Here is a 21,431-nt window from a genome sequence, read left to right on the forward strand (position 1 = left end):
CTACGAAGGCGTCTCCCGATGCTCTCCTAGGATGGAGCCCGGATGAAATTCCCTCGGCTTTGGTTCTGGCTCGCCCCTATCCTCCTCATCTCTTGCGCGAATTATCTGCCGATCCCATGGCAGGAGGCCTCGGGCCGGCCCGACTCCGTCCGGGCGCTGGGCGCGCGCCTGGCCGCCGGCCTGGCCGAGGGCCTGCGCAAGTCGGATTTCAAGAATGTCAGCCGGTTCAAGGCCCGCCCGGATCCCAGCAAGGAGATGGAGACGGTGCTTCGGGTCGTGGTCGCGGGATTTCCCGAGGCGCGCACCGGCGTCCGGACGGCCTTCAGCCGCGAAGTGGAGGAGGCCGTCCGCCGGGCGCTGGGGGCCTCGGGCCAATTCCGCATCGTGGATGGAGGCGAGGGCGTGGCTTGGCAGGAAGCGAAATCCTTCCGCCTTCCGTTATCGATCCCTGAGGATCAAGGCGACTTCGATAATCCGCCGGAAGCCGTGACGATAGGGGACTGGCGGGATGTAATCGAGCGGGCGAAGCTCGAGGGCCGGGCGGAGCCCCCCAGTCCGGAAGAGCTGTCGGCCCAGCTGGATGGGGATCATCCTCTCCAAGGGCTCTGGGCCGGAGCAAAGGGCGGCACGTACGGAGAAGAATCCGCCGTTTACTCGGCCTCCATCCTGGGGGCGGATGCGGCCGTTTTCGGCGCCTACGCGCTGGGGCCCGGGCGCGTCCGCATCTGGGCCGCCGTGGTGCTGAACGCTCCGCCCCAGGCCTTCTATTATGTCAGGTACAGCCGCGGCCTGGAGGATGTCTTCAGCCTGCCGGAGCGTGTGGAACGGGGGCGCCGGTATCTCGCCTATGCGAGGGATGAGCTTCCGGAGAACACGGTGAGGGAGGCGCTCAGGGAGCGGGTCGAGCCCAACCCGCGCTCGGCTCCGGAGCACCCGCCCTATTGGGGGGAGCCGGCGCTCGACGTGAGGCTGGAGGAGATCGACGCGCGGGGCCAGCGCCAGAGCCTCGCCGTCCGCAACGTGGTGGGAGCGAGGTCGCTCGTGGTGGGGCGGCTGGCGGCCCGGTCGGTCCGCCATGTGTACGCCTTCGTCATCAACCGGAATGGAGAGGCGGAGGAAATCTTCTCTTCCGCCGATCCGGGAAGGCAGGGCTGGTCCCGGCGGGTGGAGCCGGGCCATTTCCTCCCCTTCCACGCGCGCATGGCCGAGAGGGGCCAAATCTACCGGCTCTATTTCATTTCGACCCCCCAGCCGTTCGAGGGGGAGTCCGCCATCCAGGCGGCGCGCCGGCGGCTCGGGCTGGGGACGGCGGGCCGCGCTCAGGCGTCGCGAGGCGTGGAACGGGCAGGGCCAGATCCTTGGTTCGCGGCCGGAGGCCAGGACAGGCTCATCCTGGAGCGGGGCTGGGATCAGCAGGTATTCTGGTTGTTCCGCCGAAAAGGCTCTTAGCGGAAGGGTTGCCTGAGGTCTTCGGCCCGAACGAGGCCTGGGAGGGCATCCGGTGGGACTTTGAGTTTCACCGTTTCGGGCTGACGCATATCCGTTGCGGTCCCGGCGCTATGGTCCCATAATGCGCCCGTTCAGATGCATTGAGTCTCAGGCTCATACTCGGAATCCGCCCCATCGGCCCAGGATCGGAACGTGCCCGTTCGAGCCGCCGAGGCTAAGGGAAATTGCGCCTCCATGCGCCGGAGGCGCATGCTATTTGCGTTGGCGATGGCTCTTGTCTTGTACGCGGCTCCCGCCGCGGCCCAGTTCGCCCCCCCCTCGGCCCCTCTCCCCCAGCCCCGCTCCCCCCTTCCCAGGGAAGGAGAGAGAAAGGAGGGGCTCCGCTTCCTGCAGGATCCGACCGCCGCCGCCGCCATCTCGGCCGACCAGCTCACCGAGGACCGGGAGCGCCAGCGGGTCGTCGGCCGGGGCTTCGCCGACATCCGCTTCGGGGACAAGCGCATCCAGGCGGATTTCGTCGAGGTGCAGTCCGGCACGCGCGACGGGGTGGCGACCGGCAACATCGTCTTCCAGGCCGGGAACGACCGGATCGTGGGCACCCGGATCGAGTTCAACCTCGACAGCGAGCGGGTGGTCATCTATGACGCGCGCGGCTACCTCGGCGGCACCTATTACATCACGGGCGATCTTCTGCGCCGCCTCGCCCAGGATCATTACGAGGTCGTGGACGGCACCTTCACCACCTGCGAGGGAGACCGCCCCGACTGGGGCTTCCGCTTCAAGCGCTCCACCTTCCGGGTCGAGGGCTACGCCATCCTCGATGGCCCCGCGGTGGAGGTGGCCGGCGTGCCGGTCGGTTATCTTCCGGTCGCCGTCCTCCCGGTGAAGACGCGGCGGGCGACGGGTTTCCTGGTTCCTCAATTCGGCGCGGGGAACCGCAACGGCTTCGAGTTCTCGCCCGCCTTCTTCTGGGCCATCAACGAGTGGTCCGACGCCACCCTGGGTTTCGACTACTTGAGCAAGCGGGGCATCCGTTACAAGGGCGAGTACCGCTACATCCTGAGCGGGAACACCCGCGGCCGAGTCCAGGGGAGCTTCCTCAGGGACAAGCTTGAGAAAGGGCAGTTCTGGGACCTCAAGGTAGATCACCTCACCCTATTCCCTGAGACGGCCTCCTCATTCAACGCCTTCATCGATCTGGCCAGGCGGGATGTCATCGACCGCTCCCTCGAGCGGGATCTGGTCGAGCGGGTCCGCCAGAACACCGACACCACCATCCAGTACACCCGGAATTTTCCGCGGGCTGACACCCAGTTCAAAGTCGGGATGCGGCGCCAGGAAGGACTCGACGAGAGCGATGGGCAGCTCTTCCAGAAGCTTCCGGAGGTCAGGCTGGACATCTTCTCGTCGCGGATCGGGACATCGGACTTTTACAAGGAACTGATCAGCTCCTACACCGCCTTCCGCCGCGACCTGAACCGCAATTCCATCGAGCTGCAGCGGGTGCATCTGGAGCCCTCCGTCTCCCTGCCCTTGCAGACCGTCCCCTGGCTGGGCGTCACCCCCGAGTTCGGCATCCGTGAAACTTTCTGGACCGTCCAGAAGATCAACTCGTCCGTGGGCTCGAACCCCACCGACGCGGAGCGCAGGGAGGAGATACTCTCCCGCGAGATGTGGTTCGCCTCCCTCAACGTGCTCGGCCCCCGTTTCAGCCGCGTCTATGAGGGACGGGTGGGGCCGCTGCAGGACTTCAAGCACATCATCGGGCTCGAGACGGTCTATTTCTACAGCCCGGCGATGGATTCGGAGGACCGCCGGCTCATCATCCCGCTCGATGAAGTCGACTCTCTCCAGGACCAGAACACCATCACATATGCGATCGTCAACCGGTTCCTGACCAAGCTCGAGAAGGAAGAAGGCGGCTTCGAAACCCGCCAGCTCGCCCGCATCGCCCTGAGCCAGACCTTCGATGTCGCCGAGGCGCGGCGTACCCAGGACCTGGAGACCCGGGAGCGACGCCCCTTCGGCTTCATCCTTTTCGACGTCACATCCCGCCCGACGCGCCAGATCCGGCTCTTCCACCAGACCTTCTACAATCAATACGAGCAGGAGATCGACCTGCACTCCACCGGAATCCTCCTCGACGGGGGGCGCAACTGGTTCCTCAACGTCGACCGCACCTGGTCGCGCCAGCGCAACGAGTTCCCGTTCAGCACCGGCCAGAGCTTCATCAACTTCACAGGAGGGGTCGCCCTCGGCCGCCGGTGGTTCATCGAATACCTCACCCGCCTCAACAAGGTCGAGAGAGCCACCCTCGAGCAGAGCATCATCCTGCGCTACCAGAGCTGCTGCTGGGGGGTCGCCCTGACCTTGACCGACACACGCGACAAGAGCGAGATATTCGTCAACTTCAGCCTCCTGGGCATCCTGGAGGGGGAGCGTGTGCCGACCTTCAAGACCCGCCGCACGGTGACGGACGAAGGCCGCTTCCTGGGGGGCTCGGGCGGCCTGGCCCCGATGCGCTTTCAGTCCCCTCTCCCCCCTTGAGGCGGGGCCTCCGCCTCGCCATCCCCGGCGCCCCCATGCTAGGTTGCGGCCGAAGTCGGGTTGTTCGGCCGTCCGTTCGGTTTGACTTGGTTGGGGCGAGGGAGCCGATGGGGCGGGGATTGCCGGACCCCCTGGCGGGGCGGGCTAGCACCTTGCGTTGCAACATTCTTCGGCATATGCGCGCGGAGAGATTGACGCCTTGAACGTCCCCTTGATGGATCTGAAGGCCCAGCTCGCGGGCATCCGGGGCGAGGTGGAGGAGGCCATCCGGAAGGTCCTGGACTCAGTGGCCTTCATCCAGGGGCCCGAGGTGGGGCAGTTCGAGGAGGAGTTCGCCGCCTACTGCGAGGTCCCCCACGCCGTCGCCGTGGGGAACGGGACGGACGCCCTCGTCCTGGCCCTCGATGCCCTGGGGGTGGGGCCGGGGGACGAGGTCATCGTCCCCACCTTCACCTTCATCGCCACGGCCGAATGCGTGGTCCATGTAGGGGCCACGCCCGTCTTCGCCGACGTGAGCCTGGAGGACTTCAACCTCGATCTTGAATCGGTCCGGGAGAAGCTCACCCCGAGGACCCGGGCCATCATCCCGGTCCACCTCTTCGGCCACCCGGCCGACATGGAACCCCTGATGCAGCTCGCGGGTGAGCGCGGGCTGGCCGTCCTGGAGGACGCCGCCCAGGCCCACGGCGCCCGCTACAAGGGAAGAAGGACCGGCGGGCTGGGCCACGCCGCCACCTTCAGCTTCTATCCCTCGAAGAACCTGGGCGCCTGCGGCGACGGGGGCATGGTGGTGACCCGGGACGGAGAGGTGGCCGAAAAGCTCCGCTACCTCCGCAACCACGGGAGCTCCAAGGAGGACAAGTACCGCCACAGGGTGATCGGCTACAACAGCCGCCTCGATACCCTGCAGGCGGCCATCCTGCGGGTGAAGCTCCCCCATCTGGACGCGTGGAACGAGGCGCGCAGGCGCTGGGCCCAGGCCTACCGGGATCGCCTGGAGGGTGCCGAGGGGCTCGTGCCTCCACAGGCGCGCCCGTGGGCCGAGCACGTCTACCACCTCTTCGTGGTCCGGGTGAAGGACCGGGACCGCGTCGCCGAGCGGCTGCGGGCCGAGGGGATCTCCGCCCCCGTCTACTATCCGGGCTGCCTGCACGAGCAGGAGGCCTTCGCTGGAGCCGTCCCGCCCGGCCTAAAGCTCCCTCATGCCTCCCGGGCCACGAAAGAGGTCCTGGCCCTCCCCCTCTTCGCCGAGATGACCGAAGCCCAGATCGACCGCGTGGCCGAAACCCTCCGCCGCGCCCTTCGGGGGTAGGCCCCCCCGGTTCTTGCCTCGGGGCCGGCTGTTTTCCCTGATCATTCCCTGTTAATTCCCTGTTATCGCCGCGCCCCGGCCGGCCGCCGTTCCTTGAATGCAATTGAAAAGGAAGGGTTTGGGGGCTCCCGCCCCGAATCTGGGCGGGCCCATCGGGGAAGAATTCCCTGTATCTTCCCTGTTAAACAGGGAATTGGGATGAAAGCCCCGTGCCTCCCGCCTACCTGCTCAGAATCAAAACCCCCGTCCCCACCACGATGGCGGCGGCGCCCCAGGCGACGCGGCGGTTCACGCTCTCGTGCGCCTGGAGGAAGAGCCAGGAGACCAGCACCAGGAAGAAGGGCCGGGACTGCGAGATGGGGGTCACGAACACCACCGGGGCCCGGGCCAGGGCGAGGTACATGAAGGTCACCCCCAGGCTCGCGGCCGAGCCCGCGGCGATGAGATAGGCCCAGGCGCCGAGGGACCACTCGCCCATCCGGGTCGCGCCCAGGCGGCCCCAGCAGAAGGGGAGGAAGCACAGCGCCGCGAAGAGGTTGGCGTAGAGGTTGGCGAGGTTCGGGGAGGCGAAGTCGTTCACGGCCGGGCGCACCAGGACCGAGGAGGTGCCGAAGACGAGGGCGCTCAGCAGGGCCAGCGCCACCCCCTTGAGGTAGCTCAGCCCCTCCGCCTGGGGGGAGGCTCCCCCCGGCCGGCTCCTGGCCATGAGGACGCTCCCGCCGATGACGAGGGCGGCCCCCGCCGCGATCATGAGGGTCAGCCGCTCGTCCAGGAAGGCGATGCCCAGCGCCATCGAGAAGAAGGCGCTGGTCGTGCCGAGCGTCCCGGCCCGCGCCGCCCCGATGTGCTGGGAGGCCGCGAAGAGGAGGGTGCGCGCCGCCGTGATCCGCAGGATGCCCGCCAGGGCGATGCTGGCCATGGTCCAGGAGCGCGCGGGCCAGGGCCGGGCGAAGTCCCCGAGGGCGAGGGAGATGGCGAGCAGCACCGGGAGCCCGGCCACCGCGCTCACCGCCGTGCCCACGATGGGGTCGAGCCCCCGCACCCCGAAGCGGCCGAAGATGTCCCGCAGCGCCAGCAGGAATGCCGCGCACAGCGCGAAGAGGGCCGCCGTCTCGATCATCGGGTCTCCTCGGCCGGGGCCGGGGCGGGACTTCGGGGACGTGGGGATTCAGGCCGCCGGATTGTAGTCCCGTGCCCCCGCGCAACACCAGCGCGCCTCGCTTTCTCGCGTGGGCGGGCGTTGCTAGGATGCGCCGTCCGATCCGGCTTTTTTCGTCTCAGGGGGGAGACGCCATGCCCGTGTTCCAGTTCTGGCCGTCCGACTGGACGATGTCCTGGCAGTTCATCCGCCTGGTTTCGGAGGCCCACTACGGGGGCGGGGACTTCCATGAGCTGCACAGCGCCGCCCGCGACATCCAGGCGGGGGACGCCGAGGCCTGGCACCGCGAGTTCTACCAGCTGGGGGAGCGCATCGCGCGCCTCGCCGGGGAGGAGATGGCCAGGGGCCACCGGCTCACCGCCCGGGCCGCCCACCTCAGGGCCTCCAACTACTTCCGCACCTCCGAGTTCTACCTCCTGGGGGACCCGCGCAAGATCCGGGCCTACAAGCGGAGCGCGGCCGAGTTCGAGAAGGGGGCCGCGCTCTTCGACCCGCCCTTCGAGCGCGCCGAGATCCCCTACGAGGGGACGAGCCTGCCCGGCTGGTTCATCCAGGCCTCGGGCAAAGGCAGGCGGCCGGCCTGCCTCCTCGTGGGCGGGGCCGACACCACGGCCGAGGAGCTCTGGTTCCTGGGGGGCCGCGAGGTCCTCGACCGGGGGATGCACCTCCTCATCGTGGACGGCCCGGGCCAGGGGGCGGCGGTGCGCCTGAGGGGCCTCTACATGCGGCCGGACTACGAGGTCCCCGTCATCGCCATGCTGGACTGGCTCTGCGCCCGGCCCGAGGTGGACGCCGATCGGATCGGCCTCGTGGGGCGGAGCGCGGGGGGCTACTTCGGCCCCAAGACCGCCGCCGTGGACGGGCGCATCAAGGCCATGGTGCTCTGGGGGGCGTGCTACGACTGGCTCAAGGACGTCTACGACTTCTACCCCCCCATCCAGCGCCAGTTCCAGTACATCCTGGGCGCCCAGGACGACGCCGGCTGCCGCGAGAAGCTCAAGGCCTACACCCTGGAGGGGGTGCTCCCCAAGGTGCGCTGCCCCACCCTGGTGAGCCACGGGGAGCAGGACCGCATCGTCCACCCCGAGTCGGCCCGCCGCACCTACCGCGAGCTCGGCTCGGCCGATAAGGAGCTCAAGATGTGGACCCCCGAGACCCTCGGGGAGAACCACTGCCAGAACGACAACACCCTGAACGCCGTCCGCTTCATGTACGACTGGCTGGCGGACCGGGTGTAGGGGGGGCGGGGTGGGAGGGCGGAAAGGGGCGCGGTCAGACCGGCGGCAAAAGGGGGGTTTTATCCGATCTTTTTCCGTCCCGGCGCGGCAAGATCAGAGGGGAAAAAGAGTCTTTATCTGTCATTGGCCCTCACCAAGCGTCAGCAGGCCGATCCTCCCCTCCCTTCTCCCCCCGTGGTCGGACCACAGAGGGGTTTTGGGTCTTTATCCATCCTTTACCCCTCAATATCCGTTATTATCCGTGACGACTGCCTCCGCCCCCCATTCCCCTTATGCTTCCTCCTTCCTTGCGGGTGGCTTTGGGGTGCTTTTCCCCTCAATTCGCGAGACGCCTCCGGCCCCCTGATTGGGGGAGGAGGGCGCGCGCGGCGCTCCCGCCGGGAATATAGGCCCGGCGCGGGGAAAGCCACTTACCGCAATTTCGCGCAATTTCGCGCACCTTCATGGTTCTTGCGCTTTTTCGCGCGGGGAGAGCGCGGCGCCCGGCCTGTGCTAGGATCGCCCCGCCGGCCGGAGCGCCGGCGCCTCTTCCATTCCTTTTTTCATCCATCCATCGCAGCCGAGGAGACCGCCCATGGAGCCGACGCCCAAGTTCATGGCCATCAACACCGACGAGATCGAATGACAGGGAAGGAAAGCAGATCCCGGGCTGCCGCCGGGCCTGGGGCGGCAGGGGGCCGCACGGTCTGCTCGGCCGACCGCAGGAATATCCGCCGGTGGGGAAAATCAGACTGAGCCACTTGAGGCGAGAAAGATGAAGATAATACCGGCCAAAAGCAAAAAATAGTAGTTTCGTCTTTGAATTTTTGTTACTTTAATTTCATATCGATTCTGGTTATGACTCGGAGGAAGTGCCTGTGCCCACGCCCGCTCGGATTCGTCAGGCACGCCCCGGACTTCCGGCTCTCCTCGCCCTTTCCTTGCTGCCCCTGGTGCTCTCCGCCTGCGCGGCGCCTCCCAAAGCGGAGATCCATCACATCGGCACCACCCGCCTCATCTACACCGACGCCAGCAAGCGGCACACCCTGGTCAAGACAGACAGGTCGTATCTGCGGATCTGCGCCGAACCGAGCCCCGACGTGAAGGTGGATGAGCAGCAGGACATCGATATCGATTTCAACATCGCCCTCATCGGAAGGGCGGGTTCCCAGGATCAAGAAGCTTCCCGGGCCGAGTCCGGCTTCACGGAAGGGGAACTCACCGGCCGCACCCCTTCCGTCCTGCTCTCCCGCGAGCTCTTGTTCCGGCTGTGCGAAGCCAGCGTCAACCATGACATCGATCAGAAAACCTTCATCAGCCTTTACCTGAAAATCATCGCCCTGATCGAAAAGATTGCCCTTGCCGAAGCGCAGCAGACCAAGATCACCATCGGCGAGACCCTCTCGAAAAAAGAAATCACCGACCTGATCCAGACCATCAAGTCGTCGACGGGGCTGGTGGGCCTCCCCCCCGCGCCGCCGCCACCCCCCGCGCCGGCGCCGCCGCCCCCTCCCGGACAAGCGGGGCAATCCCCTCCCGGCTCGGGGGAGGGATCTCCTCCGAGTCCTCCGGATGGGGGTGATCAAACTCCCGCTGGCGGGGACACGCCTCCGCCCGGCGGGGGCTCCTGATCAACTGCTCTCTCGCTCCACGCTTTTTGTTAAGGACCACCTGAACTAGCCGCTATTGGGGGGTTTCGTGCACGGATTATGATTGAAGAAAGGGTAAGCCATGCGACAAAGATCGCCTTCCTTATGTCTCCGTGTCGCCTCCGTTGCATGCTTTTTGCTGTTGTTTGGCTTCATGGGTTTCTCCCCTCCCTGCTCATACGGCGCGCAACAGTACGACCTTAAGACACTTCTCGCCGCTTCTCTATACCTGAGCAAGGACAACAAGGTATCCCTCCCGGTCTCACTAAAGCCGTTGACGGAGCTCACCCGCTTCCCCTCCGGGGTGGAGGCCCGCGCCTACGAGAACGCCGCCCATCCCGACAGCGTTCTCGTGGCTTTCCGGGGGACCCAGACGGACGACCCGCGGGACGTCATGGCGGACATGGGAATCGTGGACTCGCAGATCAGCGGGCAGGGGAATGATTTCCTGTGGCGCCAAGTGACCGACGCCGAGAAGTTTATCGATATGGTGTCCCGCATGAGGCAGAAAAGCCACGGTAACCGGCCGATCCGCACGCGCGACATCACGGTGACGGGCTGCTCCTTGGGGGGGTTTCTCACACAGGCCGTCACCGTCCGAAAGAGAACCCTCAAGGGGATCACCTTCAACGCCCCGGGCGCCCTGAAATTCGTCTCGGGTCCCGGTTCCGCCGGCATGGCGGCGGTCTCCGCCGCGACGCGCGGCATGGTCGACAACCACCGGCGGGACAGCGACCCCGTCGGGAACTCCGGGCGGCACGTCGGGCGCGTATGGAAGTACCCCGACTACGTGCGGCGGGCCACCTACGTCAGCAAGCCCGGCTGCGGCAAGGGCAATTTCGCAGACCCGCGGAACGGGGGCGAGTGCTGGTCGTGCGAGGGCTGGAACCGGACGGCGTTCCACGCCGTGGACAGCGGCAAGGCCTGCGCGAGGACGGTGGCCGCCTCCTACCACAGGGCGGAGAAGAAGCGGCAGAACACGCACGTCGGCCAAGGCTGCCCCCGCGGGGAATTCTGGGACGTCAAGGGCGGACACGGGGTCCTCGGCGCCTGCTACTCTTGCGACGGGAACAAGCGGACGGTGTTCGCCGTGGACAGCGACAAGGCCTGCGAGCGCCCGGCCTACGAAACCTTCAAGCGGGCCAAGTTCATCCGAAAGTCCGCTCTTTGCCCGAGCGGAAGCTTCTTCGACCCCCGCAATCTGGGAGAGTGCTGGTCCTGCCCCAAGGGGTTCGACCGCGGAACGGCGCCGGTGGACAAGCCCAACGCCTGCCTCCCGCCCAATTTCCGCGTGGAAAACCACAAGTGCGACGGTTTTTACGTCGACATCTCCCGGGGAATGAAGGGAGTCCCCGTGGCGGAAAAATAGACGGGGGCGGCGGGAGGCCCCGCCCCCCATTCCGCGCGCGGCCGGGCGGATTTCCCGGCCCGCGAGAAGGTCGCGGGCGCGCCGCAAAGATGGTTCGTTCGGGGAATCGCGGGAAGCGAAAAAAGGGAGGAGCGATGGAAAAAATAATCTGCACGGCTTATATGGCCGCAGCGGCTTTTTCCGCTATCTTGCTGTTCACCGTCTCGGGCCCGGCCGAGGGAGCGACCCTCTTCTCCTGCGGCAAGGGCAGCTTCTACGACCCCCGCGACAAAGGCGAATGCTGGACCTGCGAGGGCTGGAACCGCACGGCGTACGCTGTGACCGACGGCAAGTCCTGCTCCCGGTGGGTCCCCGAGCACCTTTACCGCGCCACCCGGCATCAGAAGGCCAAGGGGCTCTCCTGCCCGAAGGGGCAGTTCTTTGACCTCTACGACGGGGGCGCGTGTTGGTCGTGCGGCGGCGGGGGGCACCGGACGGCCTACCACATCAACTCCACCAAGGCCTGCTCGAAGCCGGGCTACGAGCAGTTCAAGCACGCGAAGCACGTCGCGCCCGTGAGCACCTGCGGCGGCAAGGGCAAGCGCCCCTGCTACCTCATCGAGAGGGTCCCCTCCTGCGACAAGGGCCTCTACGAGAATTTCAAGGACAACCGGTGCGATACGCTTCCTCCCGGGAAGAACGCGGTATCCGCCTCGGTCGACTCCATGGACAGGGCGGTCCACAGCGTGAACAAGAGTTGCGCGGGCTTCCTGAATGCCATGGGCGATGAATCGGCCATGACCGCGGCGAAGTTTTATCATCTCGGGGCGACGGGCGAACTGGCCCTGAGGGGCTCCAACCACTTCGTAACGGGCTTCTACTGCGGGGTGTTCCCCTACGCGAGCGGTATCCTGCAGGAAGTCTCGTTCGTGGCCAATGCGCCCGAGATGTTCAAGCAAGGCGCGAAGGAGGCGCAGAAGCGGAAGGCACAGTATGCGAAGGCCTTCGATCACGCCTACTGGCATAAACCCTGCCTGGACCTGAAAGCCGGCTACCGGGAGCTGTGCGCCATCGTCGAGGCGCTCCCGCAGAAGGCCGCGGCGGACTGCGTAAGCGGGTTGTGGACGAAGGTCCGAAACGAAATTTATCAGGCGGGGCTGAAGAAGAACACGCAACCCGACCCGGAGCCATATATGCAGGCCATGGAATTGGCTGGGAACATATATTTTGCCGAAAAGGTCGACGAGGTATTCGCTCTGGCCGAGCTAGCCGCCGCCGTTGCAACCGAAGGAACGTCCGAGGCGGTGACCGTGGCGCAGAGAATCAAGAAAGTATACGACTTTCTCAAGAAGATCCGCACGGCGTACAGAATCGTCATGAAGGTCCATAGCGCAACGAACGACATGCGGGCCGAGCTGAACACCGTGCCCGCCTGCCGGCCGCTCATCAACTAGGCGGAGAGGTTCGGCTCTTTCGTCATATGATGCCGCACTCGCAGGCGTGGGAGGAGGATCTCCTGAGATGTTTTGAAGAGTGGGGCCCGGCGTTCGTCTCCTCTCCGACCTCGACATGGTTTTTTGATGGGGGCAGCGTGCCCATGAGGGTAATCACGCTCCTTCTCCTGCTGGCTGGTTTGGGTGGGTGTGTCACGCCCGCCCCGAAAACAACTAGGGAGTTCCGCTACGCCTGCGCGGAGGGCAAGTCCTTCGTGGCTGTGTACGCGGCAGACGGAAAGAGCGCCATCCTGCGCTTCCCCGGAGTGGCCGATCCCATGGTGCTCCCCCGCGCCATCTCCGGCTCGGGCGCGCGCTACGGCGACGGCACCACGACGTTGTGGATTAAGGGACGCACGGGGTTCATCGAATCCGGGAAGGAGAGAATCTACCGGGATTGCCGGACCGATTGATCGATGGGCAACTCTTCGAAACCCACCGTTGCCACGGCAAAAGCGGCAACCAGAAATGGACCTTGGTCGCGGTGCCCTGAGGCAGCCTGACGCGCCCCCTGCGGATCTCCCAACCTCCCCCTCTCCGCCTCGCCATCCCCGGCGCCTCCTGCTAGGTTCGTGGGGGCGTATCGCACCCATGCCTTGGCGTCGGTTTTGTCCTCATGAGGAGCCCTCGATGCTGTTCAACCGCGAGCGGGCGCTGGAGCTGATGGAGCGCCACCGCCTCGACGCCCTGGTGGCGTCCTCCCGCCACAACGTCTTCTACCTGGGCGGGCTGAGCGGCTGGGCCCAGGCCACCTACGGCGACTCGGCGACCGAGACCTTCGCCGTCTTCTTCCGCCGGGAGGATCGGCCCCCGGCCCTGATCGTCTCCCGCCAGGACGAGACCTACTACGCCGCCGAGGGCTCCTGGATCGGGGACGCGCGGGGCTACGGCCCCCCCTCGGCGATGGAAATCCCCGCCGGCGAGAAGCCCCGGACGCCCGAGGAGGAGCGCCTCCTGCGCCTGCTCCCGGGCGGGGGCGCCCCCCGCGAGGGGAACCCGGCGGCGGCCCTCCTGCGGGTCCTCGGGGACCGGGGGCTCTCGAAGGGCCGCCTCGCCCTCGACGAGGAGGGGGTGAGGCCCGCCACCCGGGCCCGGCTCGCGGACGCCCTCCCCGGCGCCGAGTGGCTGGACGGGGCGGGGCTCTTCCGCCTCATCCGGCTCCAGAAGACGGACGAGGAGGCCGGGCGCATCCGGGCGGCGGCGATGGCGAACGAGCGGGCGGTCGAGGCCTTCCACGCCGCCCTGGCCGAGGGCCGGAGCGAGAAGGAGGTGGCCCTGCACTACTACCGCCGGGTGGCCGAGGAGGGGGGCCGGTGGAGCTGGCTCCACCTGGCGGGGGGCCGGCGCTCGGCCACCATCTTCCCGCCCTCGGACTACCGCTTCCGGCGCGGGGACCTCTTCTTCTTCGACGCCGGGATGCGGCTGGGCGGCTACTGCGCCGACGTGGGGGGCTGCGGCGCCTTCGGGGAGCCCACGGCGGAGCAGCGGCGGAATTACCAGGCCATCCGGGCGGGGCTGGAGTCCGCCTTCTCGGTCATCAAGGAGGGAGCGAAGCCCTCGGAGATCTTCCGGGCGGCGGTGGCCGGGGCGCGCAAGGGGGGGATGCCCGGCTACGGCGGGGCCTTCTGCGGCCACACCATGGGCATCGAGGCGCGCGAGTTCCCCTACACCCTGAGCGAGCCCTCCCCGGTTTCCGATCCCTTCCTCCCCCCGACGAGCGACGTGCCCCTCCCGGCCGGAGCGGTGCTCTCGGTGGAGCTCCCCTCGGGGCGCTTCGGGCAGGGAGGCGTCCACTCGGAGTTCACCGTCCGGGTCACCCGGGACGGCTTCGAGCACCTGGGCGCGCCCGAGCGGAGCTTCCACATCGTGTGAGGGGAGGATTCCAGGGAACGGTGTGGCATTCCGTAGGGGCGGCCCCCTGTGGCCGCCCCTATCGCCTGAGAACGAGGGGCAGGCATCAAATTTGGGGTCCCCGCGCGGCGAGCCGCGCGGGGCGGGGGGGCCTGCCCCTACTAGGCCTCCCGTTTATCGGCGACAGGCCGCGAATCTGCTATGCTGGCGGGAGCGCTCGCCGTCGGGAGCGTGCCTTCTGTCTCCGGCCGGATGAGGAGGGCCGAGCGAATGGACAAGAAAGCCCAATTCTCCCTTTTGTACTTCCTCTTCATCTTCCTCATCATGTACCTGATCCAGTCGCTCTTCTTCCAGGGCGCGCAGTTCCAGCGCATCTCCTACAACGAGTTCCGCCGGCTCGTCCGCGAGGCGAAGGTGGAGCGGGTGGACATCCTCTCCGACCGCCTGCGCGGCCGCCTCAAGGCCACGGACGCCAACGGCCAGAAGCGCATGTTCGAGACCCCCCGGGTGGAGGACTCGAACCTCATCCCCCTCCTCGAGCAGGCGAACGTCACCTTCCAGGGCCAGTACGAGCCGCCCTGGGTCGTCACCTTCATCAGCACCTGGATCCTGCCCCTCGCCATCCTGTTCACCATCTACGCCTTCGTCCTGCGGCGGATGGGGCCGGGCCAGGGGGTGATGGCCTTCGGTCGCAACAAGGCCAAGATCTACGCCGAGAAGGGGGTGGGGATCCGCTTCACCGACGTGGCCGGGGTGGACGAGGCCAAGGAGGAGCTGGCCGAGGTGGTGGACTTCCTCAAGAACCCGGACCGCTACCTCCGCCTGGGCGGGAAGATCCCCCGGGGCGTCCTCCTGGTGGGGCCTCCCGGCTGCGGCAAGACGCTGCTCTCCAAGGCGGTGGCGGGGGAGGCCGGGGTGCCCTTCTTCAGCATCAGCGGCTCGGAGTTCGTCGAGATGTTCGTGGGGCTGGGGGCCGCGCGGGTGCGCGATCTCTTCGCCCAGGCGATGGAGAAGGCCCCTTGCATCGTCTTCATCGACGAGCTGGACGCGCTCGGCAAGGCGCGGGGGATGAGCGGCATCATGGGCGGACACGACGAGCGCGAGCAGACCCTCAACCAGCTCCTGGTGGAAATGGACGGCTTCGACACCCGCAAGGGCGTCATCATCCTGGCGGCCACGAACCGGCCCGAGATCCTGGACTCGGCCCTCCTGCGCCCGGGCCGCTTCGACCGGCAGGTGCTCGTGGATCGGCCCGACCTTGAGGGCCGCAAGCAGATCCTCAAGGTCCACGTCCGCAAGATCGTGCTCGCCCCGGGCGTGGACGTGGACCGCATCGCCGAGATGACGCCCGGCCTCTCGGGGGCGGACCTGGCCAACCTCGCCAACGAGGCGGCGCTCCGCGCCGCGCGGCATAACCGCAACTCCGTCGCCATGGAGGACTTCGAGGAGGCCTTCGAGCGCCTCGCGGCGGGCCTCGAGAAGAGGTCCCGCATCATGACGCCCGAGGAGCGCAAGCGGGTGGCCTACCACGAGCTGGGGCACGCCATGGTGGCCGAGCTCGTGGGGACGGCGGACCCGGTCCAGAAGGTTTCGGTCATCCCGCGCGGCATCGGCGCCCTGGGCTACACCCTCCAGAGGCCCACCGAGGACCGCTATCTCCTCTCCCGCACCGAGCTGGAGGACCGCATCGCCGTCCTCCTGGCCGGCCGGGCCGCCGAGGAGGAGATCTTCGGCGAGGTTTCCACCGGGGCCCAGAACGATCTCCAGCGGGCGACCGATATCGCGCGCTCCATGGTCACCGAGTTCGGGATGAGCGCGCGCTTCGGGCCCCAGTCCCTGCGCACCGAGTCCCGGCCCCTCTTCCTGGGGAACACCTTCTCCCCGCAGACGGGCCCCTCGGGCATCAGCGAGGTCACCCTGCGCGAGGTGGATCAGGAGGTCGAGAAGATCATCTCCGCCGCCTACCAGCGCTCGCAGAACATCCTCCGCGACCGGCGGGGGGACCTGGAGAAGCTCACCCTCCGCCTCCTGGAGCAGGAGACCCTGAGCGGGGACGGCCTGCGGGCGGCGCTGGGCGTCGAGCGTGCGCGCCGCGAGCGGGTCACCGCCGCCTCCCAGGCGCAGGCGGGCTAGCGGGCCGCCGTGCCGCTGCGCATCGGCATCCTCTGCCCGAGCTTTCCGCCCGGCGAGCGGCCCTGCGGCGTCGGGGACTTCACCCGGCGCCTCGCCTCCGCGCTGGCCGAGGGCGGGACGGAGATCGCCGTCCTCACCGGGACGGGCTACCGGGGGGCGGAGCGCATACCCGGCGGCAAGGTGCGCGGGATCGCCCGCGAGTGGGGGCCGCGAGCGCTTGGGGCCGTGGCCGCCGCCTGCCGGGAGGAGGGCGCCCACGCCCTCCTCGTCCAGTACGCCCCGGACCTCTACCCGCCCGGCCCGGGATGGATCAACTCTCTTCCGCTCGCCATGCGGGCGCTCTCGCCCGGCATCCCGGCCGTCGTCTCGCTCCACACGGTGGGCGTCCCCGCCCCCGGCTCCATGCTCGGGGCGGCCCTCATGATCCTCTCGGCCCACGCCCTCATCGCCACGAACGAGGAGGTTTCGCATCTCCTCGGCAAGTACCTCCGGCCTTCTTTGCGAAAGACAGTGGAGATCCCCATCGGGGCGAACGTCGAGCCCCCCCGCCGGGACCCCGGGGCCCGCCGGGAGGCCCGGGCGCGGCTCATCGCGGAGAGGGGAATTTCTGCCGATGCGGCCCTCCTCGCCCACTTCGGGCTCTACTACCCGGGGAAGGGGGCCGAGCAGATCCTCGAGGCGGCGGGGGCCTGGAAGCGCGAGGGGAGGGCCTTCCGCCTGTTCATGATCGGGGCGAGGCGCGAGGGGGACGGGGGCTTCTACGAGGGCCTCCAGGCGCGGGGGCGCGGACTCGGGCTCGCGGAGGAGGTGATCTGGACGGGCTATCTCCCGGAGGAGGAGGCGAGCGCCCTCCTGCTCGGCGCCGACCTCTTCCTCGCCCCCTACGAGGGGGGCATCTCCACGAGGCGGGGGAGCCTCATGGCTGCCCTGGCCCACGGCCTGCCCGTCGTCAGTACCCCCCCGCGCCTCCCGACGCGGCACTTCCGGGAGGGGGAGAACTTCGAGCCCGTGCCCTTCGGGGACGCCGGGGCCCTGGCGCGGGCGGTCCCGGCGCTGCTCGGCGACCCCGCCCGGCGGGAGAAGCTCGCCGAGGGCGCCTCCGCCCTGGCCCGGGAGTTCGAGTGGGGCCAGATTGCCGAGAAGACGCGGGATTTCGTGGCAGGGGTGGCGGCGCGGATGCGGTAGAAGATGCGTTAAAGCAAAAAGCAGATTCCTCGCTCGCACGGCTCGCCCGGAATGACATCAGGCGCTGCTTGATGTCATTCCGAGGGCCGAGGCCCGAGGAATCTGCTTCTTGTTTCCCGGTTTCGTCCTACTCCTCATCCGCCAGGGCGAACCGGCTCTCGGCGGCGGGGATGTACGTCTCGGGCAGCCCCAGCTCCTTCTTGACGATATTCGTGCCCCGCACGAGCGCCACCATCTTGTAGAAGGCGTGGCGGCGGCTCATGCCCTCCCGCCCGAAGCCGCAATCGGTGGAGATGCACAGCCGCTCGGCGGGGATGTATTGGAGCGCCTTCCGGATGAGGCCGGCCACCTCCTCGGGGCGCTCCACCTGGAGCCCCCGGTGGTTGATGACCCCGATGGCCACCTTGGGCTTGGTGATCTTCTTCCCGATGGCCTCGAGGTCCATGCCCCCCGTGCTCGCGCACTCGAAGGTCAAGACGTCCACGTCGAGCGCGTTCATGTACTCAAGCGCCGGGGCATAGCTCTTGGCGGCGTCGTAGAAGCGCTGCTGGGCGGGGTTGCCCCAGCAGGTGTGGCACCAGAGCTCCAATTTGCCGCGGAGCCCGCGGACGCTCTTGTTGAAGGCGTCCACGTAAAACTCCATCGTCATCTCCTGGTCTTCCTTGTGGTGCTCGAAGCGGTGCACCCAGGGCTCCTCCACCTGGAACACCGAGCAGCCCGCCCCGGCCAGGCGCGCGAACTCCCCGTGCATCACCTCGCAGAGGTCGAGGACGAGCTCCCGGCGGCTCTTGTAGTGGTGGTTCGAGACGATGGACTCCAGGCAGTCGGCGCTGATGGAGCCGAACTTGACGTGCTTCCGGGTCATCTGCTGGGCGGTGCGCCAGAGCTGGGGGTACTCGAGGGGCCCGGGGCCCACCTTGCCCGTCACCTTGGGCAGCACCCGCGCCTCCAGCACCTCGTACATGATCTCGCCCGGGAAGGAGCCGCCCCAGCCCGCGTGCTTGCGGGAGGTCTCGTAGCCCGAGAAGCCCTGGAGCCGCTGGACCACGTAGCCCACCCAGGAGCGCCCGCCCACGTCGGTGTCGAAGCGGTTGTCCCCGTCGGTCACGATGTCGAGGCCCGCCCGCTCCTGGTCCCGGATGAGGCAGGAGACGGAGTCCTGGTACTGTTCGCGGTAGTTCTTCTCGGCCATCGCCACCCGGAAGGGGCGGCCGTGGAGGTTCTCGGTGTACCAGGCCGGCCGGGGGAGGCTCCCGGTGATGGTGGTGGGGAGGACGAGGTCCCTGGTGGCGGTGTACATGGGGGTCTCCTTGGACAAATCCGCTCGGGCAGTCACGCGCCCGCATGCATGAACCTCGGCGGGCGGGTAGGGGCATATGGCAATTATGCCCCTCCACGAATTCACCCTCCCCCTCCGGGAGGGCCGGGATGGGGGGAACGGAGAAAGACTCTGTAGGGGCGAACCTTGTGTTCGCCCCCGCGGGGTCCCGTTCGAAGAGGGCGATGACAAGCATCGCCCCTACGGAATCCCTCGCCCCCTCCCGAACCGGCGGGCCGGTTCGCTACAGCTTGATGAGCCTCGCGGGATTCGAGCGCAGGACCTTCTCCTGGTCGGCGGCGCTCAGGCCCGCGCCCTCGACGAAGTCCACCACCCGCTCCTGCATCATGTCGTAGGGGTAGTCCGTGCCGCAGACCACGCGGTCGGCCCCCAGCTCCTCGACCATCCAGCGCAGGGCGCTCTGGCTGAAGGTGATGACGTCGAAATAGAGGTTCTTGAAGTAGTGGCGGGGCGGGTGCGGGGTGTGCACCTTCGTCTCGGGCCGCGCCTCCCAGGCGTGCTGGATGCGCCCGACGGCCCAGGGGAGGTTGCCCCCGGCGTGGGCCAGCATGACCTGGAGGCCCGGGTAGCGCTCGAAGTGCCCCGAGAGGATGAGGCGCGCGGCGGCCACGGTGGTGGCCAGCGGGTTCCCCACGCAGTTGGCCATGTAGTAGGGGTAGAGCGGCTTGAAGTCGGCGAAGTCGGGGTGGATGAAGATGAAGGCCCCGAGCCGCTCGGCCGCCGCCCAGAAGGCCTCGTACTGAGGCTCGTCCAGGGCGTGGGGGCCCACCCGGTCCGGGATGATGCAGCCCAGGAGGCCCCCCTTCATGGCCCGCTCGAGCTCCGCGGCGGCCGCCTCCCCCCCGTTCTGGAGGGGGACGTTGGCCAGCCCCCGGAAGTGGGCCGGGTCCTTCTTGCAAAAGGCGGCCACGCCGTCGTTCGTGATGCGGGCGACCTCCTCCCCGAGCTTTCCGGTGATCCAGTAGCAGAAGGCGGGGGGCGGCGGGGAGACCAGCGCCATGTCGAGCCGATCCGCCTTCATGTCGGCCAGCTTCTGCCCGGCGTCCCGGAGCTGCCTGCCCCACTTCTCCTGGGTCATCTTGCGGTTGTACTCGGCGGAGACGGGCGGGAAGAAGTTCTCGAAGCTGTCGGCGTGCTGGGGCCGGCGCCTGCGCTCGGCGGCGGCGACCTCCTCGACCTCGGGGATGTAGATGTGGTGGTGAAGGTCGATATTCGGCAAGGCGAGTCTCCTCGGTTCTCGAACGGAATGCCCGGATTGGAGTGGGGAAAAAGGCGCGGAGCCCGCCCCGCGCACCCGGCCCGAAGGGTATTCTCCCGGCCCGGAGGCCGTCAAACCGCGGAGGCCCTCCTGTTTCCGGACTCGCGTTGACGGGGGCGGGGGGCGGGTGAGACAATTTGCCGCTGGGATTGCGCCGCGGGCGCGGCGCGCCGAAGGAGGCGGCCGTTTCGCATGATGGATGAGGGCACCTCGCGCCTTCCCCGCTCCTACGAGGGGCTCGGGCGCCTCCAGGGCGAGTTCGACGCCTACCAGCGCGCCGCCTTCCCCGAGCGGGAGCCCCGCTTCTTCGCCCTGGAGCTGGCCGGGGAGACGGGCGAGCTCGCCAACCTGGAGAAGAAGGCCTGGAAGGGGCGGGAGGTCGGGGACGCGGCCTTCCGGGACGAGGCGGCCGACGTCCTGATCGCCCTGCTCAACTACTCGAATGCGCGCGGCATCGACCTCGCGCGTGCCGTTTCGGAGAAGATGGCCGAGATCGACCGCCGCCGGCTCCTCCATCCGGAACGCTGATCGGAGAGGAAATCCCCCTGATGCCGGAAATTCCGCTGGAGTCCGCCGAGCTGGCCGACGTGCAGGGCGGCTCGGACTTCCGCAACGTTAAGATCGACAAGGTGGGCGTGAAGGACATCCGCTACCCCATCGTGGTGCGCGACCGGGCGAAGAAGTCCCAGCACACGGTGGGGACGATCAACATGTACGTGGACCTGCCCCACCAGTTCAAGGGCACCCACATGAGCCGGTTCCTCGAGGTGCTGAACGAGCACCGCGGGGTCGTCGGCGTGGAGCACGTGCGGGGCATCCTGGCCGCCATCCTCCAGCGGCTGGACGCCCGGACGGCCCACTTCGAGGTGAGCTTCCCCTACTTCATGGAGCGCGACGCCCCCGTCACCGGGGCCTCGGGCATGATGGCCTACGAGTGCGGCTTCGACGCCTCGGCCGGAGCGGTGGACGACTTCGTCCTGAGCGTGAAGGTGAACGTGGCCACCCTGTGCCCGTGCTCGAAGGAGATCAGCACGCGCGGGGCCCACAACCAGCGCGGCAACATCCACGTCAAGGTGCGCTTCGAGGGGGAGCTCTGGATCGAGGAGCTGGTCGAGATCGCCGAGGAGTCCGGGAGCTGCGCCCTCTACCCCATCCTGAAGCGCGAGGACGAGAAGTTCGTCACCGAGAAGGCCTTCGACAACCCCCGCTTCGTCGAGGACGTGGTGCGCGAGACGGCCATCCGCCTCAGGCGGGACCCCCGGATCCGCTGGTTCCAGGTCCACGTCGAGAACTTCGAGTCCATCCACGACCACAACGCCTACGCCTTCGTCGAGGAGTGGCGGAAGCCTCCCAAGATGGGCTAGCGGCGGGCATCATTTTCCCGGTTTCCCCTGCGCAAATTCCAAGGGGCTGAAATTCCGCCCGCGATGGCCTATAAAGGCGGATGCGGCGCCCCCGATTTTCAAGAAAGAGCGGGGGGAGCCGCCCTGG

The 21,431-nt window shown here is 67.8% G+C and carries 16 protein-coding genes; 13 read left to right on the plus strand and 3 right to left on the minus strand.

Translation table 11 applies throughout. The features are described from left to right. Nucleotides 1-42: 42 nt before the first annotated feature. From HYZ11_00565 to HYZ11_00575, 3 genes are all read left to right on the plus strand, one after another. A complete protein-coding gene (locus HYZ11_00565) occupies nucleotides 43-1,449 on the plus strand; it encodes a hypothetical protein (protein MBI3126081.1) in 1,407 nt (468 codons plus the stop codon). Between the two features lie 249 nt (nucleotides 1,450-1,698). Continuing rightward, nucleotides 1,699-3,996: an LPS-assembly protein LptD gene (locus HYZ11_00570; GenBank protein MBI3126082.1), complete on the plus strand. Its 2,298-nt coding sequence runs from the start codon at nucleotides 1,699-1,701 to the stop codon at nucleotides 3,994-3,996. A 199-nt stretch (nucleotides 3,997-4,195) separates the two neighbouring features. Beyond that, entirely contained in the window at nucleotides 4,196-5,308 is a 1,113-nt protein-coding gene (locus HYZ11_00575; GenBank protein ID MBI3126083.1) for a DegT/DnrJ/EryC1/StrS family aminotransferase, read from the plus strand. Between the two features lie 220 nt (nucleotides 5,309-5,528). Here HYZ11_00575 and HYZ11_00580 read toward each other — a convergent pair whose 3' ends face one another. Beyond that, entirely contained in the window at nucleotides 5,529-6,428 is a 900-nt protein-coding gene (locus HYZ11_00580) for a DMT family transporter (protein ID MBI3126084.1), read from the minus strand. A gap of 173 nt (nucleotides 6,429-6,601) precedes the next feature. On the opposite strand from HYZ11_00580, the gene HYZ11_00585 reads away from it, so the two are divergent. The 8 genes from HYZ11_00585 (at nucleotide 6,602) to HYZ11_00620 (ending at nucleotide 17,343) form a co-directional block, all read left to right on the plus strand. After that, complete coding sequence (locus HYZ11_00585) at nucleotides 6,602-7,705, plus strand: prolyl oligopeptidase family serine peptidase (GenBank protein MBI3126085.1); 1,104 nt, start codon at nucleotides 6,602-6,604, stop codon at nucleotides 7,703-7,705. 857 nt (nucleotides 7,706-8,562) lie between these two features. Next, the gene (locus HYZ11_00590; protein MBI3126086.1) at nucleotides 8,563-9,315 is read left to right on the plus strand and encodes a hypothetical protein; all 753 of its coding nucleotides are present in this window, start codon (nucleotides 8,563-8,565) and stop codon (nucleotides 9,313-9,315) included. 292 nt (nucleotides 9,316-9,607) lie between these two features. Further along, the gene (locus HYZ11_00595; GenBank protein MBI3126087.1) at nucleotides 9,608-10,702 is read left to right on the plus strand and encodes a hypothetical protein; all 1,095 of its coding nucleotides are present in this window, start codon (nucleotides 9,608-9,610) and stop codon (nucleotides 10,700-10,702) included. Nucleotides 10,703-10,836: 134 nt separating this feature from the next. Next, nucleotides 10,837-12,135: a hypothetical protein gene (locus tag HYZ11_00600; protein MBI3126088.1), complete on the plus strand. Its 1,299-nt coding sequence runs from the start codon at nucleotides 10,837-10,839 to the stop codon at nucleotides 12,133-12,135. 143 nt (nucleotides 12,136-12,278) lie between these two features. Beyond that, nucleotides 12,279-12,587 (plus strand): MliC family protein, encoded by a 309-nt coding sequence (locus HYZ11_00605; GenBank protein MBI3126089.1) that lies wholly within the window; start codon nucleotides 12,279-12,281, stop codon nucleotides 12,585-12,587. A 217-nt stretch (nucleotides 12,588-12,804) separates the two neighbouring features. After that, entirely contained in the window at nucleotides 12,805-14,046 is a 1,242-nt protein-coding gene (locus tag HYZ11_00610; protein ID MBI3126090.1) for an aminopeptidase P family protein, read from the plus strand. A gap of 249 nt (nucleotides 14,047-14,295) precedes the next feature. After that, nucleotides 14,296-16,158, plus strand: a complete 1,863-nt coding sequence (locus HYZ11_00615; protein MBI3126091.1) for an ATP-dependent metallopeptidase FtsH/Yme1/Tma family protein — start codon at nucleotides 14,296-14,298, stop codon at nucleotides 16,156-16,158. Nucleotides 16,159-16,167: 9 nt separating this feature from the next. Next, complete coding sequence (locus HYZ11_00620) at nucleotides 16,168-17,343, plus strand: glycosyltransferase family 4 protein (protein MBI3126092.1); 1,176 nt, start codon at nucleotides 16,168-16,170, stop codon at nucleotides 17,341-17,343. Between the two features lie 127 nt (nucleotides 17,344-17,470). Here HYZ11_00620 and HYZ11_00625 read toward each other — a convergent pair whose 3' ends face one another. Together HYZ11_00625 and HYZ11_00630 are read right to left on the minus strand one after the other, a co-directional pair. Then, on the minus strand, nucleotides 17,471-18,643 hold the full coding sequence (locus tag HYZ11_00625; GenBank protein MBI3126093.1) for a cobalamin-independent methionine synthase II family protein: 1,173 nt from the start codon (nucleotides 18,641-18,643) through the stop codon (nucleotides 17,471-17,473). Nucleotides 18,644-18,905: 262 nt separating this feature from the next. After that, on the minus strand, nucleotides 18,906-19,901 hold the full coding sequence (locus HYZ11_00630) for an amidohydrolase (protein ID MBI3126094.1): 996 nt from the start codon (nucleotides 19,899-19,901) through the stop codon (nucleotides 18,906-18,908). Nucleotides 19,902-20,132: 231 nt separating this feature from the next. On the opposite strand from HYZ11_00630, the gene HYZ11_00635 reads away from it, so the two are divergent. Next, the gene (locus HYZ11_00635; protein MBI3126095.1) at nucleotides 20,133-20,468 is read left to right on the plus strand and encodes a hypothetical protein; all 336 of its coding nucleotides are present in this window, start codon (nucleotides 20,133-20,135) and stop codon (nucleotides 20,466-20,468) included. Between the two features lie 20 nt (nucleotides 20,469-20,488). Beyond that, nucleotides 20,489-21,304, plus strand: coding sequence for a GTP cyclohydrolase I FolE2 (locus tag HYZ11_00640; GenBank protein ID MBI3126096.1), 816 nt, complete (start codon nucleotides 20,489-20,491; stop codon nucleotides 21,302-21,304). The last annotated feature ends 127 nt before the right edge of the window (nucleotides 21,305-21,431 follow it).

The sequence above is a fragment of the Candidatus Tectomicrobia bacterium genome (assembly GCA_016192135.1).
In the GTDB taxonomy this organism is placed as follows: Bacteria; UBA8248; UBA8248; order UBA8248; family UBA8248; genus 2-12-FULL-69-37.

Coding starts and splice junctions, on each gene's coding strand:
- HYZ11_00565 (MBI3126081.1), top strand. CDS start 43: ATGAAATTCCCTCGGCTTTGGTTCTGGCTCGCCCCTATCCTCCTCATC.
- HYZ11_00570 (MBI3126082.1), top strand. CDS start 1,699: ATGCTATTTGCGTTGGCGATGGCTCTTGTCTTGTACGCGGCTCCCGCC.
- HYZ11_00580 (MBI3126084.1), bottom strand. CDS start 6,428: ATGATCGAGACGGCGGCCCTCTTCGCGCTGTGCGCGGCATTCCTGCTG.
- HYZ11_00585 (MBI3126085.1), top strand. CDS start 6,602: ATGCCCGTGTTCCAGTTCTGGCCGTCCGACTGGACGATGTCCTGGCAG.
- HYZ11_00600 (MBI3126088.1), top strand. CDS start 10,837: ATGGAAAAAATAATCTGCACGGCTTATATGGCCGCAGCGGCTTTTTCC.
- HYZ11_00605 (MBI3126089.1), top strand. CDS start 12,279: ATGAGGGTAATCACGCTCCTTCTCCTGCTGGCTGGTTTGGGTGGGTGT.
- HYZ11_00610 (MBI3126090.1), top strand. CDS start 12,805: ATGCTGTTCAACCGCGAGCGGGCGCTGGAGCTGATGGAGCGCCACCGC.
- HYZ11_00615 (MBI3126091.1), top strand. CDS start 14,296: ATGGACAAGAAAGCCCAATTCTCCCTTTTGTACTTCCTCTTCATCTTC.
- HYZ11_00625 (MBI3126093.1), bottom strand. CDS start 18,643: ATGTACACCGCCACCAGGGACCTCGTCCTCCCCACCACCATCACCGGG.
- HYZ11_00635 (MBI3126095.1), top strand. CDS start 20,133: ATGATGGATGAGGGCACCTCGCGCCTTCCCCGCTCCTACGAGGGGCTC.
- HYZ11_00640 (MBI3126096.1), top strand. CDS start 20,489: ATGCCGGAAATTCCGCTGGAGTCCGCCGAGCTGGCCGACGTGCAGGGC.